We start from the raw sequence: 16,165 nt of genomic DNA on the forward strand, positions 1-16,165 counted from the left end.
GAATACCAACCTGACGACCAAGTAGGATGTGCTCACGTGTTTGTGGCATAGGGCCATCTGTAGCAGCAACAACTAGGATACCGCCGTCCATTTGAGCAGCACCAGTGATCATGTTTTTAACATAATCGGCGTGTCCAGGACAATCTACGTGTGCGTAGTGACGTTCAGGAGTATCGTACTCTACGTGAGAAGTAGCGATTGTGATACCGCGCTCACGCTCTTCAGGAGCGTTATCGATAGATGCGAAATCTTTAGCTTCACCACCGTATACTTTTGACAAAGTAGTACAGATAGCAGCAGTTAGAGTTGTTTTACCATGGTCAACGTGGCCGATAGTACCAACGTTAACGTGCGGTTTCGTACGTTCAAATTTTTCTTTAGACACGATCGTGTTCCTTCCTAGTTATGATTCGCCACGACTGAAAATAGTCGAGGCGCGCCAGAATTTGCTATTTTAAGCATCAAACGCCTTTAGCGCAATATTTAGGCGCGCTGATCTGAAAATTTCATCAGTTCTAGATTGCGCCAAATTATTAACCACGCTCGGCAATAATAGCATCAGCCACATTCTTCGGCACTTCAGCGTACTCACTAAACTCCATAGAGTAAGAAGCACGGCCTTGTGTCGCTGAACGCAAGTCTGTTGAGTAGCCAAACATGACAGATAGTGGTACTTGTGCACGAATTACTTTCAGTCCAGCAGTACCATCTTCCATGCCTTCTATAATGCCTCGGCGACGGTTTAAGTCCCCTACTACACTACCCATCCAATCTTCTGGGGTGGTCACTTCAACTTTCATCATTGGTTCAAGGAGAATTGGTTGTGCATTAAGTGCACCTTCCCTAAACGCCATTGAGGCAGCGATTCTAAACGCTATCTCACTTGAGTCGACATCATGGTAAGAACCATCAATCAAAGTTGCTTTGACATCCTGCATAGGATAGCCAGCAAGCACACCATTGATCATTTGCTCTTCAATACCTTTCGATACTGAACTGATGTATTCGCTAGGAACAACACCACCCACAATTTCATTCTCAAAAACAAAACCTTCGCCCGGCTCTGATGGCTCAAGTTTCAGCCAAACGTGACCATATTGATTACGCTCGCCTTGACGAATAAATTTACCTTCAACTTTAGTTGTGCCACGAATTGCTTCACGGTAAGCCACTTGTGGGTTACCTACGTTACAACCAACGCTGAATTCACGTTTCATACGGTCAACGATAATGTCTAGGTGAAGCTCACCCATACCAGAGATCAGTGTTTGTCCCGTTTCGTCGTCCATTTCTACGTGGAAAGAAGGATCTTCTGCAGCCAACTTCTCTAAAGCAATGGCCATTTTGTCTTGGTCTGCTTGAGAACGTGGTTCTACCACAATTTGGATTACAGGATCAGGGAATTCCATACGTTCCAGAATCACTTTATGGTTCTGATCACATAGAGTATCGCCCGTGGTTACGTCTTTAAGACCAATAATCGCGGCAATATCACCTGCATGCACTTCTTTCACTTCTTCACGCTTGTTCGAATGCATTTGCATTATACGTCCAAGACGTTCTTTTTTCTGTTTTACTGAGTTGTAAACTGTCTCTGCTGTTTTTACAACACCAGAGTAAACACGAATAAAGCTCAGAGTACCGACAAATGGGTCAGTTGCAATCTTAAATGCGAGTGCGGCAAACGGTTCTTTATCATCTGCATGACGCTCAACTTCGTTTTCATTCTCATCCACACCTTTGATCGCAGGTACGTCAATTGGTGATGGTAAGAAATCAACAACAGCATCAAGTACAGCTTGAACACCTTTGTTTTTAAAGGCACTACCACAAGTTGCTAATACAATTTCATTGTTAAGGGTTCGAATACGCAGACCTTGTTTGATCTCCGCTTCGCTTAATTCACCCTCTTCAAGATACTTGTCCATTAACTCTTCGTTAGCTTCAGCCGCAGCTTCAACCAAGTTAACTCGCCACTCTTCTGCACTTTCAAGCATATCAGCAGGCACATCTTCATAACTAAAAGACATACCTTGATCAGCTTCATTCCAGCTGATGCGCTTCATCTTGATAAGATCAACTACGCCAGCAAACTCATCTTCAGCGCCAATATTCAATTGAATCGGCACTGGAGTCGCACCAAGGCGCTCTTCGATTTGGTCAACTACACGCAGAAAATCTGCACCCGTACGGTCCATTTTATTAACGAACACTAAACGAGGAACACCGTATTTATCAGCTTGACGCCAAACGGTTTCAGATTGTGGTTCAACACCAGACGCACCACAGAATACAACAACTGCACCATCAAGTACGCGCAATGAACGCTCTACTTCGATAGTAAAATCTACGTGTCCAGGGGTATCAATGATGTTGATGCGATGATCTTGGAATTGAGCTTCCATACCGCGCCAAAAGGTGGTGGTAGCCGCAGATGTGATAGTAATACCACGCTCTTGCTCTTGCTCCATCCAATCCATGATAGCTGCGCCGTCATGAACCTCACCAATTTTATGAGAGAGACCGGTATAGAATAGAATACGCTCACTTGTGGTTGTTTTACCTGCATCTACGTGAGCTACGATACCAATATTACGGTAGCGCTCAATAGGAGTTTTACGAGCCACGATTCTATCCTCTTATTAGGGACTATTAATGTTTTAAAAATGGGATTTTAAAATATGAATAGACCCTATTTTTCCTTTCTGAAAAATAGAGAAATGCAGCGAGCAAGGCTCGCTGCACTAAAGGTATTACCGAGGGATTACCAGCGGTAGTGTGCGAACGCTTTGTTAGCGTCAGCCATGCGGTGAACGTCTTCACGTTTCTTAACCGCAGTACCTTTGTTCTCAGACGCGTCTAGCATTTCAGCAGCTAGGCGTTGAGCCATAGATTTTTCACCACGCTTGCGCGCAGCTTCAACTACCCAACGCATAGCAAGTGCGTTACGGCGAACCGGACGTACTTCTACAGGTACTTGGTAAGTTGAACCACCTACACGGCGAGATTTAACTTCTACCGCTGGGCGAACATTTTCAAGAGCTTCTTCAAATACAGCTAAGTGGTCTTTACCAGACTTCTCAGCCATAGTTTCTAGTGCAGTGTAAACAATCTTCTCTGCAGTAGATTTTTTTCCGTCAACCATAAGGATGTTAACGAATTTTGCCAGCAGTTCAGATTTGAACTTAGGATCTGGAAGGATCTTACGCTGACCAATAACGCGACGACGTGGCATAGGAATTCTCCATTGTCTTCTTCAGGTTATCCAAAACTTTTCAGTTTCTTCAAAATTAAAAATATGAAATTGAGTGTTTGGCCTTACTTAACGCCTTTCTTTAAAAGAAAGGAAACATTAAGACTTAGGACGTTTCACACCGTATTTAGAACGACCTTTCTTACGGTCATTTACGCCAGCACAGTCAAGTGCGCCACGTACAGTGTGGTAACGTACACCAGGAAGGTCTTTAACACGACCGCCACGGATAAGAACAACACTGTGCTCTTGAAGGTTGTGACCTTCACCGCCGATGTACGAAGTCACTTCAAAGCCGTTCGTTAGACGAACACGGCAAACCTTACGAAGTGCTGAGTTAGGTTTTTTAGGTGTAGTAGTGTAAACACGAGTACATACACCACGTTTTTGTGGGCACGCTTCTAGTGCAGGCACGTTGCTTTTAACAACTTGCTTTGCACGTGGCTTACGTACCAACTGGTTAATAGTTGCCATTAACTAGCTCCTGATTACTGAAAATAAGCTTTGTGAAAAATCTAAGCCCTATCACACTAGTGCAATTAGGGACGCGAAATTCTATTCGGGGACGGGGGGGGTGTCAAGAAATATACGGATCTTTTTTAACCACTAGGGCTAAGTGTGCTAAATCATGAAGGTTTGGGGATTGTCACAGGCTATAAAAGTGTCTAGTTACCAAGTAAGAGACTTACTATGTTCCGCAGTAAGGTCAACAAAACCAGAAAAATCGACACTATCAATATTTTTAGCACAAGCTGACTCAAGCCCTCTTGCGATAAGATCAGCACTAAGTACTTTAATAGTCACCTCTTTTGGCAACAGTTTGTGTGCTTTATGTTGTGGATTAACCGCATAAACGGCTTCTTCAACTAATAAAAGGCAATCTTTATCAAGTGCGTATCGAGCAGCATCTTCTATTAAATGTAATTGAGTCACTATATGCAGCATAATTAAAACCTTAGTACGACATCGCAGCTTGCAATATTCTGTGCAATATCAGCATGCTCTAGAACCGTTGCTTCTAATATTAAATCTTGCTCGGTAAAGCCAAGTTCATACAAACTTGTCGCACAAACAAACACTTCTTCTACATCATAGAGTTCAAGCAGACCAAAGGCCGAAATATAGTCTCGACTAAGAATAGATTGTGGATGTTGATTTTTGAGTAACTGACTCACGCCTTTTCCCACAAAATACAATGCTAAGTTTTCACTGTAAGCGGAGGTCGCAAGTACCGCATCTAACCCTTCACGGCCATGGGATGTCGCATGCGGACTATGGCTAAAGATAAAAGCGATCTTCTTCAAAACTGCACCACTCTATCTTGAGTAAGCAAAGATTCAGCCAAACTGCCCAAACCTGATTGTTCAAAGCCTTTCGCTAAATTTGACTGAGGAAGTTGATGTTGACCGGCTTCTTCTTCACCAACAATACCTCGACGTAAAGCGGCCGCAACACAGGTCTGTAATAACACACCATGCTCTAGGCTAAGTTGTTGCCATGCAGAGACTAAATCAAATTCATCGTTGGCAGGCACCGTCAGGGTATTACCGTTAGTCACACCTTGCTGATAAAAAAACACACTGACTAAACGATGACCTTTCTTAATCAACGCTTGGGCAAACTGGTAAGCATTTAAACTTGATTGCTCACCATAGACCTCACCGCTGACCACTAAGGTATAGCTTAAGCTCAACTTATTCGTCCTCAGTTTTACGCTGACGAATATAAAGGTACACGGTATGTTTTGAGATATTTAAGCGATCGGCTACACGGTTAATCGCATCTTTAATATCAAAGATGCCTTTGTCGAATAACTCCATCACGATCTGACGGTTTTTAGTGTTATTTGAAACTAGCTTATCAGCATTAACTTCATCAATTGTGCGTTCAACCGTTTGATCGACTAGCTCTTCAACATCACTAGCAAAGTTAACCGATGAAGCTGCCGCTTGCGCTTCTTCTGTTGGCATAAATGAAGTCAGAACTTGAGAGAAAGGCGCATCAAGGTTGACGTTAAGACACAGCAAACCGATAACACGATTATCACCATTGCGAATCGCAACCGTAATCGACTTCATAAGCACCCCACCCTTTGCACGAGTAAAGTAAGAGCGAGAGAAGTTTCTTTCTGAGCCTTCAATGTCTTTTAGCATTTTCAATGCCAAAACAGTGATAGGAGAGCCCACTTTACGGCCGGTATTTTCACCATTGGCAATACGAATGGCAGAGGTATTAAGATCTTCTAACGAATGCAGAACAATCTCACAAAATTGTCCAATTAAGCTAGCAATACCATCAACCACAGCCTCATACGAACGAAGAATAATCTTGTCATGCTCAGTAAAAGGTTTGATATCAACAGAATCTAACTCTAAAAGTGATTCTGTGTTCACAGTTTCTGTATTCACTAGCTTATCCAGTTTCAATTCAAATATTAGATTAAAGTTTATCAGATTATTTGAAAAAAGAGAGTGTTGGCTTAATTAACGCCCCAATATTCTGATCCAAATCATAAACAAAACAAAAAAAAACCGAGGCAAGCCTCGGTTTTATAAGTGTTTCATATTACTTTTTAACGGGTTGCTCAGCAGGTGCTTCAATGCTTAAAAGCTCAACTTCAAAGACTAAAGTTGAGTTAGCTGGGATTGAAGGAGACTCTTGGTCGCCGTAAGCAAGCTCAGGTGGAATTACAAACTTGTACTTAGAACCCACTTTCATAAGTTGAACACCTTCTGTCCAACCTGGGATAACACGGTTTAGAGGGAACGTTGCAGGTTCGCCACGATCGATAGAGCTATCGAACTTAGTACCGTCTGTTAACGTACCTACATAGTTAACTTTAACTACGTCAGTTGCTTTAGGAGTTGCGCCGTCGCCTTTAGTCTCAACTTGGTAAAGAATACCAGAGTCAGTTTTCATCACGCCGTCTTGTTTAGCAAATTCTGTACGGAAGTCTTTACCCGCTTTTAATGCTGCAGCTGATTTCTCAGCGGCTTGGTCAGCCATTTTTTTGCTAACTCGAGCATCTAGGCCTTCAAGAGTTTGACGAATCTCATCTTCGTTAAGACCAGCGTTACCACCGAATGCATCAGTAATGCCTTTAAGTACCATCTCATCTTTGAGTTCAATACCAATTTCTTTTGGTTTCTCTACGCTAGACTTCAGGTAAGTTGCAAATGAAACACCGATTGCGTATGCCGCTTTATCATCATCAGATTTAAATTGCATTGCGTTTGCATCTGCCGCAGCGGCTGTTTCCGCTGGAGCTGCTGTATCTGCCTTTGGTGCTTCTTCTTTTTGACAACCAACTGCTAGGGCAACAGTTGCTGCAAGCAGAGAAAATTTTAGCATTGATTTCATTTAATTCTCCAAATCATGGCCTAGCCATTTGCTATAAGCACTCATAGGTGCAGATTATTGTTGTTAACCTTATTAAAATTAACAAATTACAGTTCAATGTACGATTTATAATTACTTCACGACAACTATTAATTGTCATTTCTACGTAAAAATGTGCGCGGTAGGCTTTTAGACCCCTTTATTTCTATTAGTTCCCTAAACATCCTATAGATAAAAGTAATATTGGTTCATTTTAGTAATAAAACACAATAATGGTAGCAAAGGGATAGGAGATGAAGAACAAGGTAATCTAAGGTAAACTGCACACCGTTATCGACTCAATAGGCTCAGTTTAATGTCAAGTACGTCAGAGATTTCTAACTTAATTAAGCAACTCAATCAAAAAATTGATGATCTTGAATGTAAAGCGGCATTTCAAGAACAAACTATCGATGAGTTAAATGACGCTCTAAGTCAGCAGCAACTGCTTATTTCTAAAATGCAGCATCAAATGAAATATGTTGTCGGTAAGGTAAAAAATATCGATGGCTCTAATTTAGCGGACCCTACTGAAGAGACACCACCACCACACTATTAATTAGTGTTGCTAGGTAAAATAATCACAGCCTATTTTATACCAATCGTAGCAATTCTCTGATCAGCCTAGTTGGTTAAAACAAAAAAGCCTCCACAAGGGAGGCTTTATTAATTAGGTATTCTTAGTGGCTTGAGCAGCAATCATCACCGTTGCCACAATCGCCTTTACCACCACAACACTCATGATCATCATCGTGACTATGAGCATCTTCTTTATGAATGTGGCCTTGCTTAATTTCGTCTTCAGTTGCAGCGCGAACAGCGACAACTTCAACTTCAAAGCTTAGAGTTTGGCCAGCAAGCATGTGGTTGCCATCAACAACAACTTCATCACCATCAACTTCAGTGATTTCTACTGGGATTTGACCTTGATCTGTCTCAGCAAGGAAACGCATGCCAACTTCAATTTGCTCAACGCCTTGGAAAACGTTCGCAGGAACACGTTGAACCATAGTATCGCTATGCTCACCGTAAGCTTCTTCAGGACCGACAGTTACGCTGAACTTATCGCCTACAGAGCGGCCAGAAAGTGCTTTTTCTAAACCAACTACTAGGTTGTCGTGTCCGTGAAGATAATCCAATGGTGCATCAATACTCGCTTGATCAACAACTACGCCTTCTTCAAGCTTTACTTGATACGCTAGGCTTACTACTGAGTTATTGTCGATTTTCATAGTCACTCCAAAAAAGTTGGTCATTCAACTGTTCAAAAAAGAGGCGCAATAATACAGATTTAGCTCTGTAATGGCTAGCGCTTAATTTTATTCTGGTTTAAAGATCCCAATCATTTCCTGTTCTTGTAATTGGGTTGGCTTTTCTGCTGGAGTCCGTTGCTCTTTAAAGTCACAACTGACACATTCTACCCACTCTATATTATTTAATTCCCACCAACGTAAAGTATCAGTAGTACTGCACTCAGGGCATTGGGCTCCGGCAATAAATCGTTTTCTAGTCTTCATCTTGTTTATTCCAGTAGTAGTTGGACTGACGTTCATTTTCTATTTCTCGTCCAAAAATCTCTTCGAGTTCTTTACGTGCTTCTTTTGCTCGCAAGCTTAAATCACTTTCATCACTATGCTGCGGAAGCAACTCTTTAAGCATGGTGTTATCCAATTTACTAAAGTGCTTTTCGGCGCGTGAAGCTTGATGTGGATGCATTCCCAGGGCCACCAGCAATTGTCGACCTAAATCCAAAGCACCTAAAAAGGTTTCTCTCGAATAGCTAGTGACACCATGATTTAGCAATTGATAAGCCTCTACTCGACTGCGCGCGCGCGCTAACACTTTAAGATTTGGAAAATGCTGCTGACAAAGCTCAACAGTTTGGATGACTTCATCTGGAGAGTCGGTACACAACACAATGGCCTCTGCCTGCTCCGCACCCGCTGAACGCAGTAACTCTAAGTTGGTGACATCGCCGTAATAGACTTTATAACCAAATTTGCGTAGCAATTTTATCTGGCTAGGATCGCTCTCTAGTATGGTGATTTTTATTTTATTGGCGTACATCAAACGGCCAACGACCTGACCAAATCGACCAAAACCGGCCACAATTACTCGTGGACTGCGATTTTGCAGTTGCTCATGAGGAATAGACTCATCTTGTGTATTGATACTGCGTGAATAAATCCACGATTGAACTTTCAAAATTAATGGCGTAGTCACCATTGATAAACTGACCACGACCAACAGAAAACTGGCCACTGAAGAAGATAATAATCCCAGAGCTAACGCCGCGGTAAAAATAACAAAAGCAAACTCGCCACCCTGACTTAAAATGGCCGCCATTCGACTGCGTGACTTAGATTTAGTGCCAAATAAACGGGCTAATACGTACAAGATAAGCCCTTTACTGGCCACCAATCCCACTACCGTTGCCAAAATCAGCACTGGATTTTCAAATAACAATCCGAGATTAACGGACATTCCGACCGAAATAAAAAATAGCCCCAGTAATAAGCCTTTAAAAGGCTCGATGGTAATTTCTAATTCATGTCGATATTCACTCTCTGCTAACAACACCCCTGCCAAGAAAGTACCTAAGGCCATAGATAAACCTAGGTGCTGCATAAAGACGGCGATACCAAATACCACCAATAATGCGGCGGCGGTAAATAATTCTCGGGTTCCGGTAGACAAAACAAAGCGAAATAGCGGTCGCAGTAAAAAATGTCCTGCAACAAGTAATCCAATCACGGCTAATAGTGTCATACCACTATCAGTCCAGTTTCCAGTCACTTCTCCGGCAAGTAAAGGCAACAGCGCCAGCATAGGAATCACGGCAATATCTTGAAATAGTAAAACCGCAAAACCAGACTGGCCAGTTTCGGAGCCTGCGAGTCCTTGTTCGTCGATTACCCTAAGAGCAATAGCGGTAGAAGATAAAGCAAGCCCCATACCGATGGCTAAGCTACTGGCCCATGTCTGCCCTAACAGATACGCGGCCATAGAAATGAATAACGTAGAAACAACAACCTGAGCTCCGCCTAACCCTAAAATAGGCATGCGCATCGCCCATAGTTTTTTCGGATTAAGCTCTAAGCCAATTAAAAATAGAAGCAGTACCACGCCAAGTTCAGAAAAATGCAGTATGGAGTCCACATCACTAATTAATGACAGACCCCAAGGGCCAATCACAACACCAGCAAGCAAATAACCTAAGACAGAGCCAAGCCCTAAACGCTGTGCTAAAGGGACGGCAATAACTGCCGCGCCAAGAAAGAGCACACTGCTTTCAATTAACTCATTAGTTAGAGCCATCATGATTCTCCTTTTGATGAGTGAGTTCAGCAAAAGGGTCAGACAACCACTGTCGATACTGGCAAGCATGTGCATCACGCTCGGCATCAGAGATCGCTCGTGACCAGTACAAAATCAACGGCTCAAACCACTCCATTCGACAAAGGGCTGCGGTAAGTTCAAATGGTTGTAAAATTTGCTCTAACGGATACTTATTATAACCTTGAGGAGAAAAAGCCGACTTTTGCCCACCAGTGGTAATCACACTACGCCAATACTTGCCGCTAAGGGCACATTGCGAACCAAACGCGAAACCTTTATCAAGCACTCGGTCCATCCACTCTTTGAGTAATGAAGGGCATGAATAAAGAAACATCGGATGTTGAAATACAATCACATCATGCTCTAACAAGCGCTGCTGCTCTATGGCGACATCAATAAAAAAATCTGGGTATTCAGCATAAAGGTCATGCACTGTGACATTAGGTAAAGAGCTAATTTCGTTAATCATGCGCAAGTTTGCCACAGAGCTATTAGGCTCTGGGTGCGCATAAATCACCAGCACTTTCGGGGGATTTGAGGGGTAAGCAGATAGTGTTGTCATTCCTTGACACTTTCCTTAACTGTTACGTTAACCTCATCCTATCACGCCAAGAGATCGACTTTTACCCCTATTCACCCTAATATGCGAACCAACATATTCGATTAGTACCTACATTCTCATGATAACGATTTCAAACATTCAATTACTGCGCGGCGGTAAACCCCTTCTACAAGATGCATCAGCCACTATCCACCCTAGTGACAAGGTTGGCCTTGTTGGGAAAAACGGATGTGGTAAATCAACACTTTTTGCTTTGATGAAAGGCGAATTAAGCATAGATGCAGGCGACTTCAAACAGCCTAAACATTGGGAACTGGCTTGGGTTGCTCAGGAAACACCAGCTTTAGAGCGAGCCGCTATCGAATATGTTATTGATGGTGACCGAGAATATCGTCAATTAGAAGCCGACTTAGCCAAGGCGGAACAAGAAGATGACGGTAATAAAGTGGCACTGCTGCATGGCAAAATAGAAACCATCGGTGGCTATTCTATCCGTGCACGCGCCGCCGAACTTCTGGATGGTTTAGGTTTTTCTCAGCAGCAAATGGAATGGAACCTCACCCAGTTTTCTGGTGGTTGGCGTATGCGCCTTAACTTAGCGCAAGCACTACTTTGTCGTTCAGACTTACTACTACTCGATGAGCCAACCAACCACTTGGATCTTGATGCGGTAATGTGGCTTGAACGCTGGCTGCAAAACTATCGAGGTACTTTAGTACTCATTTCCCATGATAGAGACTTCTTAGACCCAATTATTGGTCGCATTATTCATATTGAGAACGAAGCACTAAACGAATACACCGGTAACTATTCTTCGTTTGAAAATCAGCGTGCGCAAAAATTAATGCTGCAACAAGCGATGTTCCAAAAGCAGCAAAAGCAAATGACGCACATGCAAAGCTATATCGACCGTTTTCGTTATAAAGCGTCAAAAGCACGTCAGGCGCAGAGCCGAATTAAAGCATTGGAGAAAATGGAGCAAGTACTTCCTGCTCAGTTTGATAATCCATTCAGCTTTGAGTTTCGTGAGCCTGCAACGCTACCTAATCCAATCGTTATGATGGATCATGTATCTGCCGGTTACGATGACATGCTCATCCTTGAAAAGATCCGTTTAAATCTAGTCCCCGGTAGTCGTATTGGTCTACTCGGGCGAAACGGCGCGGGTAAATCCACACTAATCAAATTACTCTCCGGTGAACTTGCGCCAAAAAGCGGCGAACTGACCTACTCCCAAGGCGTTAAAATTGGTTACTTTGCCCAGCATCAGTTAGAAACACTGCACCCAGAAGAAACACCACTGCAACACTTAATGCAAATTGCCCCTAAATATACCGAGCAACAACTGCGTGATTATCTGGGTAGTTTTGGCTTTAAAGGTGAGAAAGCTTTAGATAAAGTCGCGCCGTTCTCTGGTGGTGAAAAAGCACGCCTTGTGCTCGCGCTACTGGTATGGCAAAAACCAAACTTGCTACTACTCGATGAGCCAACCAACCACCTTGATTTAGACATGCGTCAAGCCTTAACCATGGCGCTACAAACCTTTGAAGGTGCAATGGTTATTGTCAGTCACGATAGATACCTATTACGTGCTACCACCGATGATCTTTATCTTGTACACGACAAACAAGTTGAACCTTTTGATGGCGACCTGACTGACTACTACAAGTGGCTAACCGACCAACAAAAAGAAATCAAAAAAGCACAATCAAAAGATACTGTTAAATCCTCGGTACACTCGGCTGCCACTAAAAAAGATCAAAAACGTAAAGAAGCAGAATTTCGCAAGCTCACGGCACCAATTCGTAAAAACATCACTGTGCTCGAAAAGAAAATGGATAAACTCAACTCAGCTTTAGAACAGTGTGAAGAACAACTCTCTGATACTGACCTTTATCAAGCAGAAAACAAAGCTACACTCACTCAAGTACTGAGCAAGCAAGCCAGTGCTAAATCTGAGCTTGAAGAGGTCGAAATGGAATGGATGACAGACCAAGAAACCCTCGAAGATATGCAAGCGCAGATTGATAGTGAATAGCAGGTAATAGATGAATCAACACACGCTTAATCAGTTAACTTCTGAGCATCTATGGCAGTACGGCTTACTGTACTACTCAAGGCCAGAAGTTAATCAAGCGTGTTTGATCCTTCAAGACCAGTTCAATGGCAACGTTAATCTGCTTATTGCATTAAGCTGGCTTGATGCACAGGATATTGGTTTTTGTTCTGATCCGTCATCTCTCAAGCAGTCGCCCCAGATGCAATCAGCTCAAAAACAATGGACTCAGATACAGCATAGCCTAGAGCCAACCGAGGCTTTGTTGACTCCCTTTAGGGCATTAAGGCGTAAAACAAAACAACACCTGCCTACCTGCATCTATCAAGATGTTTTAAGCTTTGAGTTACAGCTAGAGCGTCAGCAACAAAACGATATTCTGAACGCAATTCTCAGTCTTGAGCTAAGCAAAACTGACTCAGCCCATTTGGTCGATAACTACTGCCACCAACTTGGCGCGATATCACTAATTAAAATACTCAACAAACCACTGCCTAAGAAAACCCTGTCTAAAATAAGCACTAAGAAAAAATCATGAACAACAGCTTTTCTCCCCATTGGGGTATACGCAATCCACACCTACAAACCTTGATGCCAAGATTGATTCGCAGACAGCCTTTATTTACACCCGTATGGGAAACTCTGCATACAACAGATGATGATTTTCTTGATCTTGCTTGGAGTGAGGACTGGCAAAATGCACAGACACACAACAAGCCTATTTTCATTTTATTTCATGGTTTAGAAGGCAGTTTTAATAGCACGTATGCCAATGGCCTAATGCACGCTTTTGCCAATAAAGGTTGGCTGTCAGTAATGATGCATTTTAGAGGCTGCAGCGGAAAACCGAACAAACAAGCAAGGGCGTATCACTCAGGAGAAACCGAAGATGCACGCTTCTTTCTTGAGCACATTCACAAACGCTACCCCAACAACCCAAAAGTGGCGGTTGGTGTCTCTTTAGGGGGCAATATGTTGGTCAACTATTTGGCAAACTATACTGAGCAACCTTTAGTTGATGAAGCCACTGTAATTTGTGCTCCTTTGGATTTAGCCGCTTGCTCTAAGCGTATTGAACAAGGGTTTTCTAAGCTCTATCAAAGCTATCTACTTAACTCTCTTAAAAAACACACATTACAAAAAATGCATTTGCTGGAAGATGTGATCACTATCAATAGCACGACTTTAAATAACATGCGTTTTCTACATCAGTTTGATGATGCGATTACGGCACCATTGCACGGTTACGTCGATGCAAAGGATTACTACACACAATGTTCAGGGCTTCCTAGGCTAAATGACATTCGTATACCCACCAACATCATTCATGCTAAAGACGACCCATTCATGACAGATGAGGTCATTCCGACATTTACCCTAAATAACAATTTGCAATACCACTTAATGAATCACGGCGGACACGTTGGATTTGTTGCTGGTTCCTTAAAAGCACCTAATTTTTGGCTAGAGATGGCTCTACCCAACTTTTATGATAAATTTACGCGTTAATCGCCAAGCCTATAAGTACCTATAACATGATTGTCCCTTGGAAAGAGATTGCCCCAGAAACACTCGATAATCTGATCAAAGAATATATTCTAAGAGAAGGTACCGACTATGGAGAGATTGAAATCTCTCTAGACAATAAAATTGAACAGATTAAAGGTCAGCTACAACAAGGTACGGCCATTATTGTTTACTCTGAGCTACACGAAAGTATTGACATAAAAGCCAGTCGTAATGAAAAGCCTTTATGACATAAGATTGATATAATGGTATTTATATACCGTCCATTTTTATTTAAGACCATTACATAGACAAGGAAAGTCATGTCAGCTAAACATCCAATCATTGCGGTAACGGGTTCCTCTGGCGCAGGTACAACGACCACTTCTGAAGCCTTCCGCAAGATGTTCAACATGATGAATGTAAAAGCGGCATGGATTGAAGGTGATAGTTTCCATCGCTTTACTCGCCCTGAAATGGACGTCGCTATCCGCAAAGCCAAAGAGCAAGGACGACATATTAGCTACTTTGGACCTGAAGCTAATGACTTCCCGGCACTGGAGACATTCTTTCAAGAGTACGGTGAAAAAGGGGAAGGTAAAGTACGCCGTTATCTGCATACTTTTGATGAAGCCGTACCGCACAATCAAATGCCAGGCACTTTCACCCCTTGGCAAGAACTCCCAGAAAATAGCGATGTATTATTTTACGAAGGCTTACATGGTGGTGTGGTAGACAGTACCTGTAATGTTGCCAAGCATGTCGACCTTTTGATTGGTATGGTTCCTATTGTGAACCTTGAATGGATTCAAAAGTTTGTACGTGATACTCGCGATAGAGGCCATTCACGAGAAGCGGTCATGGATTCTATTGTTCGTTCAATGGATGACTACCTAAACTTTATTACACCGCAATTTTCACGCACTCATATTAATTTTCAGCGCGTTCCTACCGTCGATACCTCTAATCCACTTAACGCAAAAGGGATACCCAGCTTAGATGAAAGCTTTGTTGTTATCCGTATGCGCGGTTTTAAAAATGTCGATTTTCCCTACCTTTTAGCCATGATTGATGGCTCATTTATGTCAAGGCACAATACATTAGTTGTCCCTGGCGGTAAGATGAGCTTTGCTATGGAATTGATTATCCGTCCTATCTTGCAACAGCTACTAGAGACTGGAAAGATAGGTTAGAGCTTCGACTCAAATCACACTCTTATTGATAGTGTGATTGAGGACACGCTTTTGCTTGCAAAATAAGCAATTCAAACCGATCAAGATCAAGAAATGTAGCTGAAAAAAAGTTACTATTCGTACTGCAAAAAAAAGTAGTAGCAGCAACTACGCCCCGCGCCCGCTCGATGGCGACGTCTGGGAATATAATTATACTCGCTGAGAGAGGAAGATAAGATTATGGTTTTAGGTAAACCTCAAACAGATCCAACTTTAGAGTGGTTTTTGTCACATTGCCACATCCACAAATACCCTTCAAAAAGCACATTGATCCACGCTGGTGAGAAAGCTGAAACTCTTTACTACATCGTAAAAGGTTCAGTTGCAGTATTGATCAAAGATGAAGAAGGGAAAGAAATGATTCTTTCTTATCTAAATCAGGGTGACTTCATCGGTGAGTTAGGCCTTTTTGAAGAAGATCAAGAACGTACTGCTTGGGTACGTGCGAAATCTCCATGTGAAGTTGCAGAAATTTCATTCAAGAAGTTCCGTCAGCTTATTCAAGTGAACCCAGACATCCTAATGCGTCTTTCTTCGCAAATGGCTAATCGTCTACAAGTTACTAGCCAAAAAGTAGGTGATCTTGCATTCCTTGATGTTACTGGTCGTATTGCTCAGACTCTACTAAACCTAGCTAAACAACCTGATGCAATGACTCACCCAGACGGCATGCAAATCAAGATCACTCGTCAAGAGATCGGTCAGATTGTAGGTTGTTCTCGTGAGACTGTTGGTCGTATCTTGAAAATGCTAGAAGAGCAGAATCTTATCTCTGCACACGGCAAAACTATTGTGGTTTACGGTACTCGTTAATCCATACTAGATTTATAGATGCAAAA

The 16,165-nt window shown here is 42.4% G+C and carries 20 protein-coding genes; 7 read left to right on the plus strand and 13 right to left on the minus strand.

Features of this window, described 5'->3' with window-relative positions; all coding sequences use genetic code 11:
* From A9260_RS11515 to fkpA, 9 genes are all read right to left on the minus strand, one after another.
* Positions 1-385 (minus strand): GTP-binding protein (locus tag A9260_RS11515; protein WP_231892593.1); only part of this gene is annotated, 385 nt, incomplete at its 3' end.
* Between the two features lie 148 nt (positions 386-533).
* Positions 534-2,627: an elongation factor G gene (gene fusA / locus A9260_RS11520; RefSeq protein ID WP_068699113.1), complete on the minus strand. Its 2,094-nt coding sequence runs from the start codon at positions 2,625-2,627 to the stop codon at positions 534-536.
* A 137-nt stretch (positions 2,628-2,764) separates the two neighbouring features.
* Positions 2,765-3,235, minus strand: coding sequence for a 30S ribosomal protein S7 (gene rpsG / locus A9260_RS11525; protein ID WP_017073678.1), 471 nt, complete (start codon positions 3,233-3,235; stop codon positions 2,765-2,767).
* Between the two features lie 117 nt (positions 3,236-3,352).
* A complete protein-coding gene (rpsL, locus tag A9260_RS11530; protein ID WP_005417208.1) occupies positions 3,353-3,727 on the minus strand; it encodes a 30S ribosomal protein S12 in 375 nt (124 codons plus the stop codon).
* A 195-nt stretch (positions 3,728-3,922) separates the two neighbouring features.
* Positions 3,923-4,198, minus strand: coding sequence for a sulfurtransferase complex subunit TusB (tusB, locus tag A9260_RS11535; RefSeq protein ID WP_068699115.1), 276 nt, complete (start codon positions 4,196-4,198; stop codon positions 3,923-3,925).
* A 2-nt stretch (positions 4,199-4,200) separates the two neighbouring features.
* Entirely contained in the window at positions 4,201-4,557 is a 357-nt protein-coding gene (gene tusC, locus A9260_RS11540) for a sulfurtransferase complex subunit TusC (protein ID WP_068699117.1), read from the minus strand.
* Positions 4,554-4,946: a sulfurtransferase complex subunit TusD gene (tusD, locus tag A9260_RS11545; protein ID WP_068699119.1), complete on the minus strand. Its 393-nt coding sequence runs from the start codon at positions 4,944-4,946 to the stop codon at positions 4,554-4,556. The genes tusC and tusD overlap by 4 nt, the downstream gene beginning before the upstream one ends.
* Position 4,947: 1 nt before the next feature.
* A complete protein-coding gene (locus A9260_RS11550) occupies positions 4,948-5,673 on the minus strand; it encodes a helix-turn-helix transcriptional regulator (protein ID WP_068699447.1) in 726 nt (241 codons plus the stop codon).
* A 145-nt stretch (positions 5,674-5,818) separates the two neighbouring features.
* Entirely contained in the window at positions 5,819-6,613 is a 795-nt protein-coding gene (gene fkpA / locus A9260_RS11555) for an FKBP-type peptidyl-prolyl cis-trans isomerase (protein WP_068699121.1), read from the minus strand.
* Positions 6,614-6,947: 334 nt separating this feature from the next.
* Here fkpA and A9260_RS11560 point away from each other — a divergent pair, with 334 nt between their 5' ends.
* Complete coding sequence (locus A9260_RS11560; RefSeq protein WP_068699123.1) at positions 6,948-7,190, plus strand: SlyX family protein; 243 nt, start codon at positions 6,948-6,950, stop codon at positions 7,188-7,190.
* 121 nt (positions 7,191-7,311) lie between these two features.
* Here A9260_RS11560 and slyD read toward each other — a convergent pair whose 3' ends face one another.
* The 4 genes from slyD to kefG all read right to left on the minus strand — a co-directional run bounded on the left by slyD (position 7,312) and on the right by kefG (position 10,532).
* On the minus strand, positions 7,312-7,863 hold the full coding sequence (gene slyD, locus A9260_RS11565) for a peptidylprolyl isomerase (RefSeq protein WP_068699125.1): 552 nt from the start codon (positions 7,861-7,863) through the stop codon (positions 7,312-7,314).
* 87 nt (positions 7,864-7,950) lie between these two features.
* On the minus strand, positions 7,951-8,148 hold the full coding sequence (locus tag A9260_RS11570; protein WP_068699127.1) for a YheV family putative zinc ribbon protein: 198 nt from the start codon (positions 8,146-8,148) through the stop codon (positions 7,951-7,953).
* Entirely contained in the window at positions 8,138-9,949 is a 1,812-nt protein-coding gene (gene kefB / locus A9260_RS11575; RefSeq protein ID WP_068699129.1) for a glutathione-regulated potassium-efflux system protein KefB, read from the minus strand. The genes A9260_RS11570 and kefB overlap by 11 nt, the downstream gene beginning before the upstream one ends.
* Positions 9,936-10,532: a glutathione-regulated potassium-efflux system ancillary protein KefG gene (kefG, locus tag A9260_RS11580; RefSeq protein ID WP_068699131.1), complete on the minus strand. Its 597-nt coding sequence runs from the start codon at positions 10,530-10,532 to the stop codon at positions 9,936-9,938. The genes kefB and kefG overlap by 14 nt, the downstream gene beginning before the upstream one ends.
* A 118-nt stretch (positions 10,533-10,650) precedes the next feature.
* Between kefG and A9260_RS11585 the strand changes: the two genes are divergently transcribed.
* The 6 genes from A9260_RS11585 to crp all read left to right on the plus strand — a co-directional run bounded on the left by A9260_RS11585 (position 10,651) and on the right by crp (position 16,139).
* Entirely contained in the window at positions 10,651-12,570 is a 1,920-nt protein-coding gene (locus tag A9260_RS11585) for an ABC transporter ATP-binding protein (protein ID WP_068699133.1), read from the plus strand.
* Positions 12,571-12,580: 10 nt separating this feature from the next.
* Complete coding sequence (locus A9260_RS11590) at positions 12,581-13,126, plus strand: TIGR02444 family protein (RefSeq protein ID WP_068699135.1); 546 nt, start codon at positions 12,581-12,583, stop codon at positions 13,124-13,126.
* A complete protein-coding gene (locus A9260_RS11595; protein WP_068699137.1) occupies positions 13,123-14,097 on the plus strand; it encodes a hydrolase in 975 nt (324 codons plus the stop codon). The genes A9260_RS11590 and A9260_RS11595 overlap by 4 nt, the downstream gene beginning before the upstream one ends.
* Positions 14,098-14,123: 26 nt before the next feature.
* Positions 14,124-14,345: a YheU family protein gene (locus A9260_RS11600; protein WP_068699140.1), complete on the plus strand. Its 222-nt coding sequence runs from the start codon at positions 14,124-14,126 to the stop codon at positions 14,343-14,345.
* A gap of 72 nt (positions 14,346-14,417) precedes the next feature.
* Positions 14,418-15,287 (plus strand): phosphoribulokinase, encoded by an 870-nt coding sequence (locus A9260_RS11605; RefSeq protein WP_068699142.1) that lies wholly within the window; start codon positions 14,418-14,420, stop codon positions 15,285-15,287.
* Positions 15,288-15,506: 219 nt separating this feature from the next.
* Positions 15,507-16,139, plus strand: coding sequence for a cAMP-activated global transcriptional regulator CRP (gene crp, locus A9260_RS11610; protein WP_017036097.1), 633 nt, complete (start codon positions 15,507-15,509; stop codon positions 16,137-16,139).
* Positions 16,140-16,165 lie beyond the last annotated feature (26 nt).

The organism is Vibrio sp. UCD-FRSSP16_30, assembly GCF_001676025.1.
GTDB lineage: Bacteria > Pseudomonadota > Gammaproteobacteria > Enterobacterales > Vibrionaceae > Vibrio.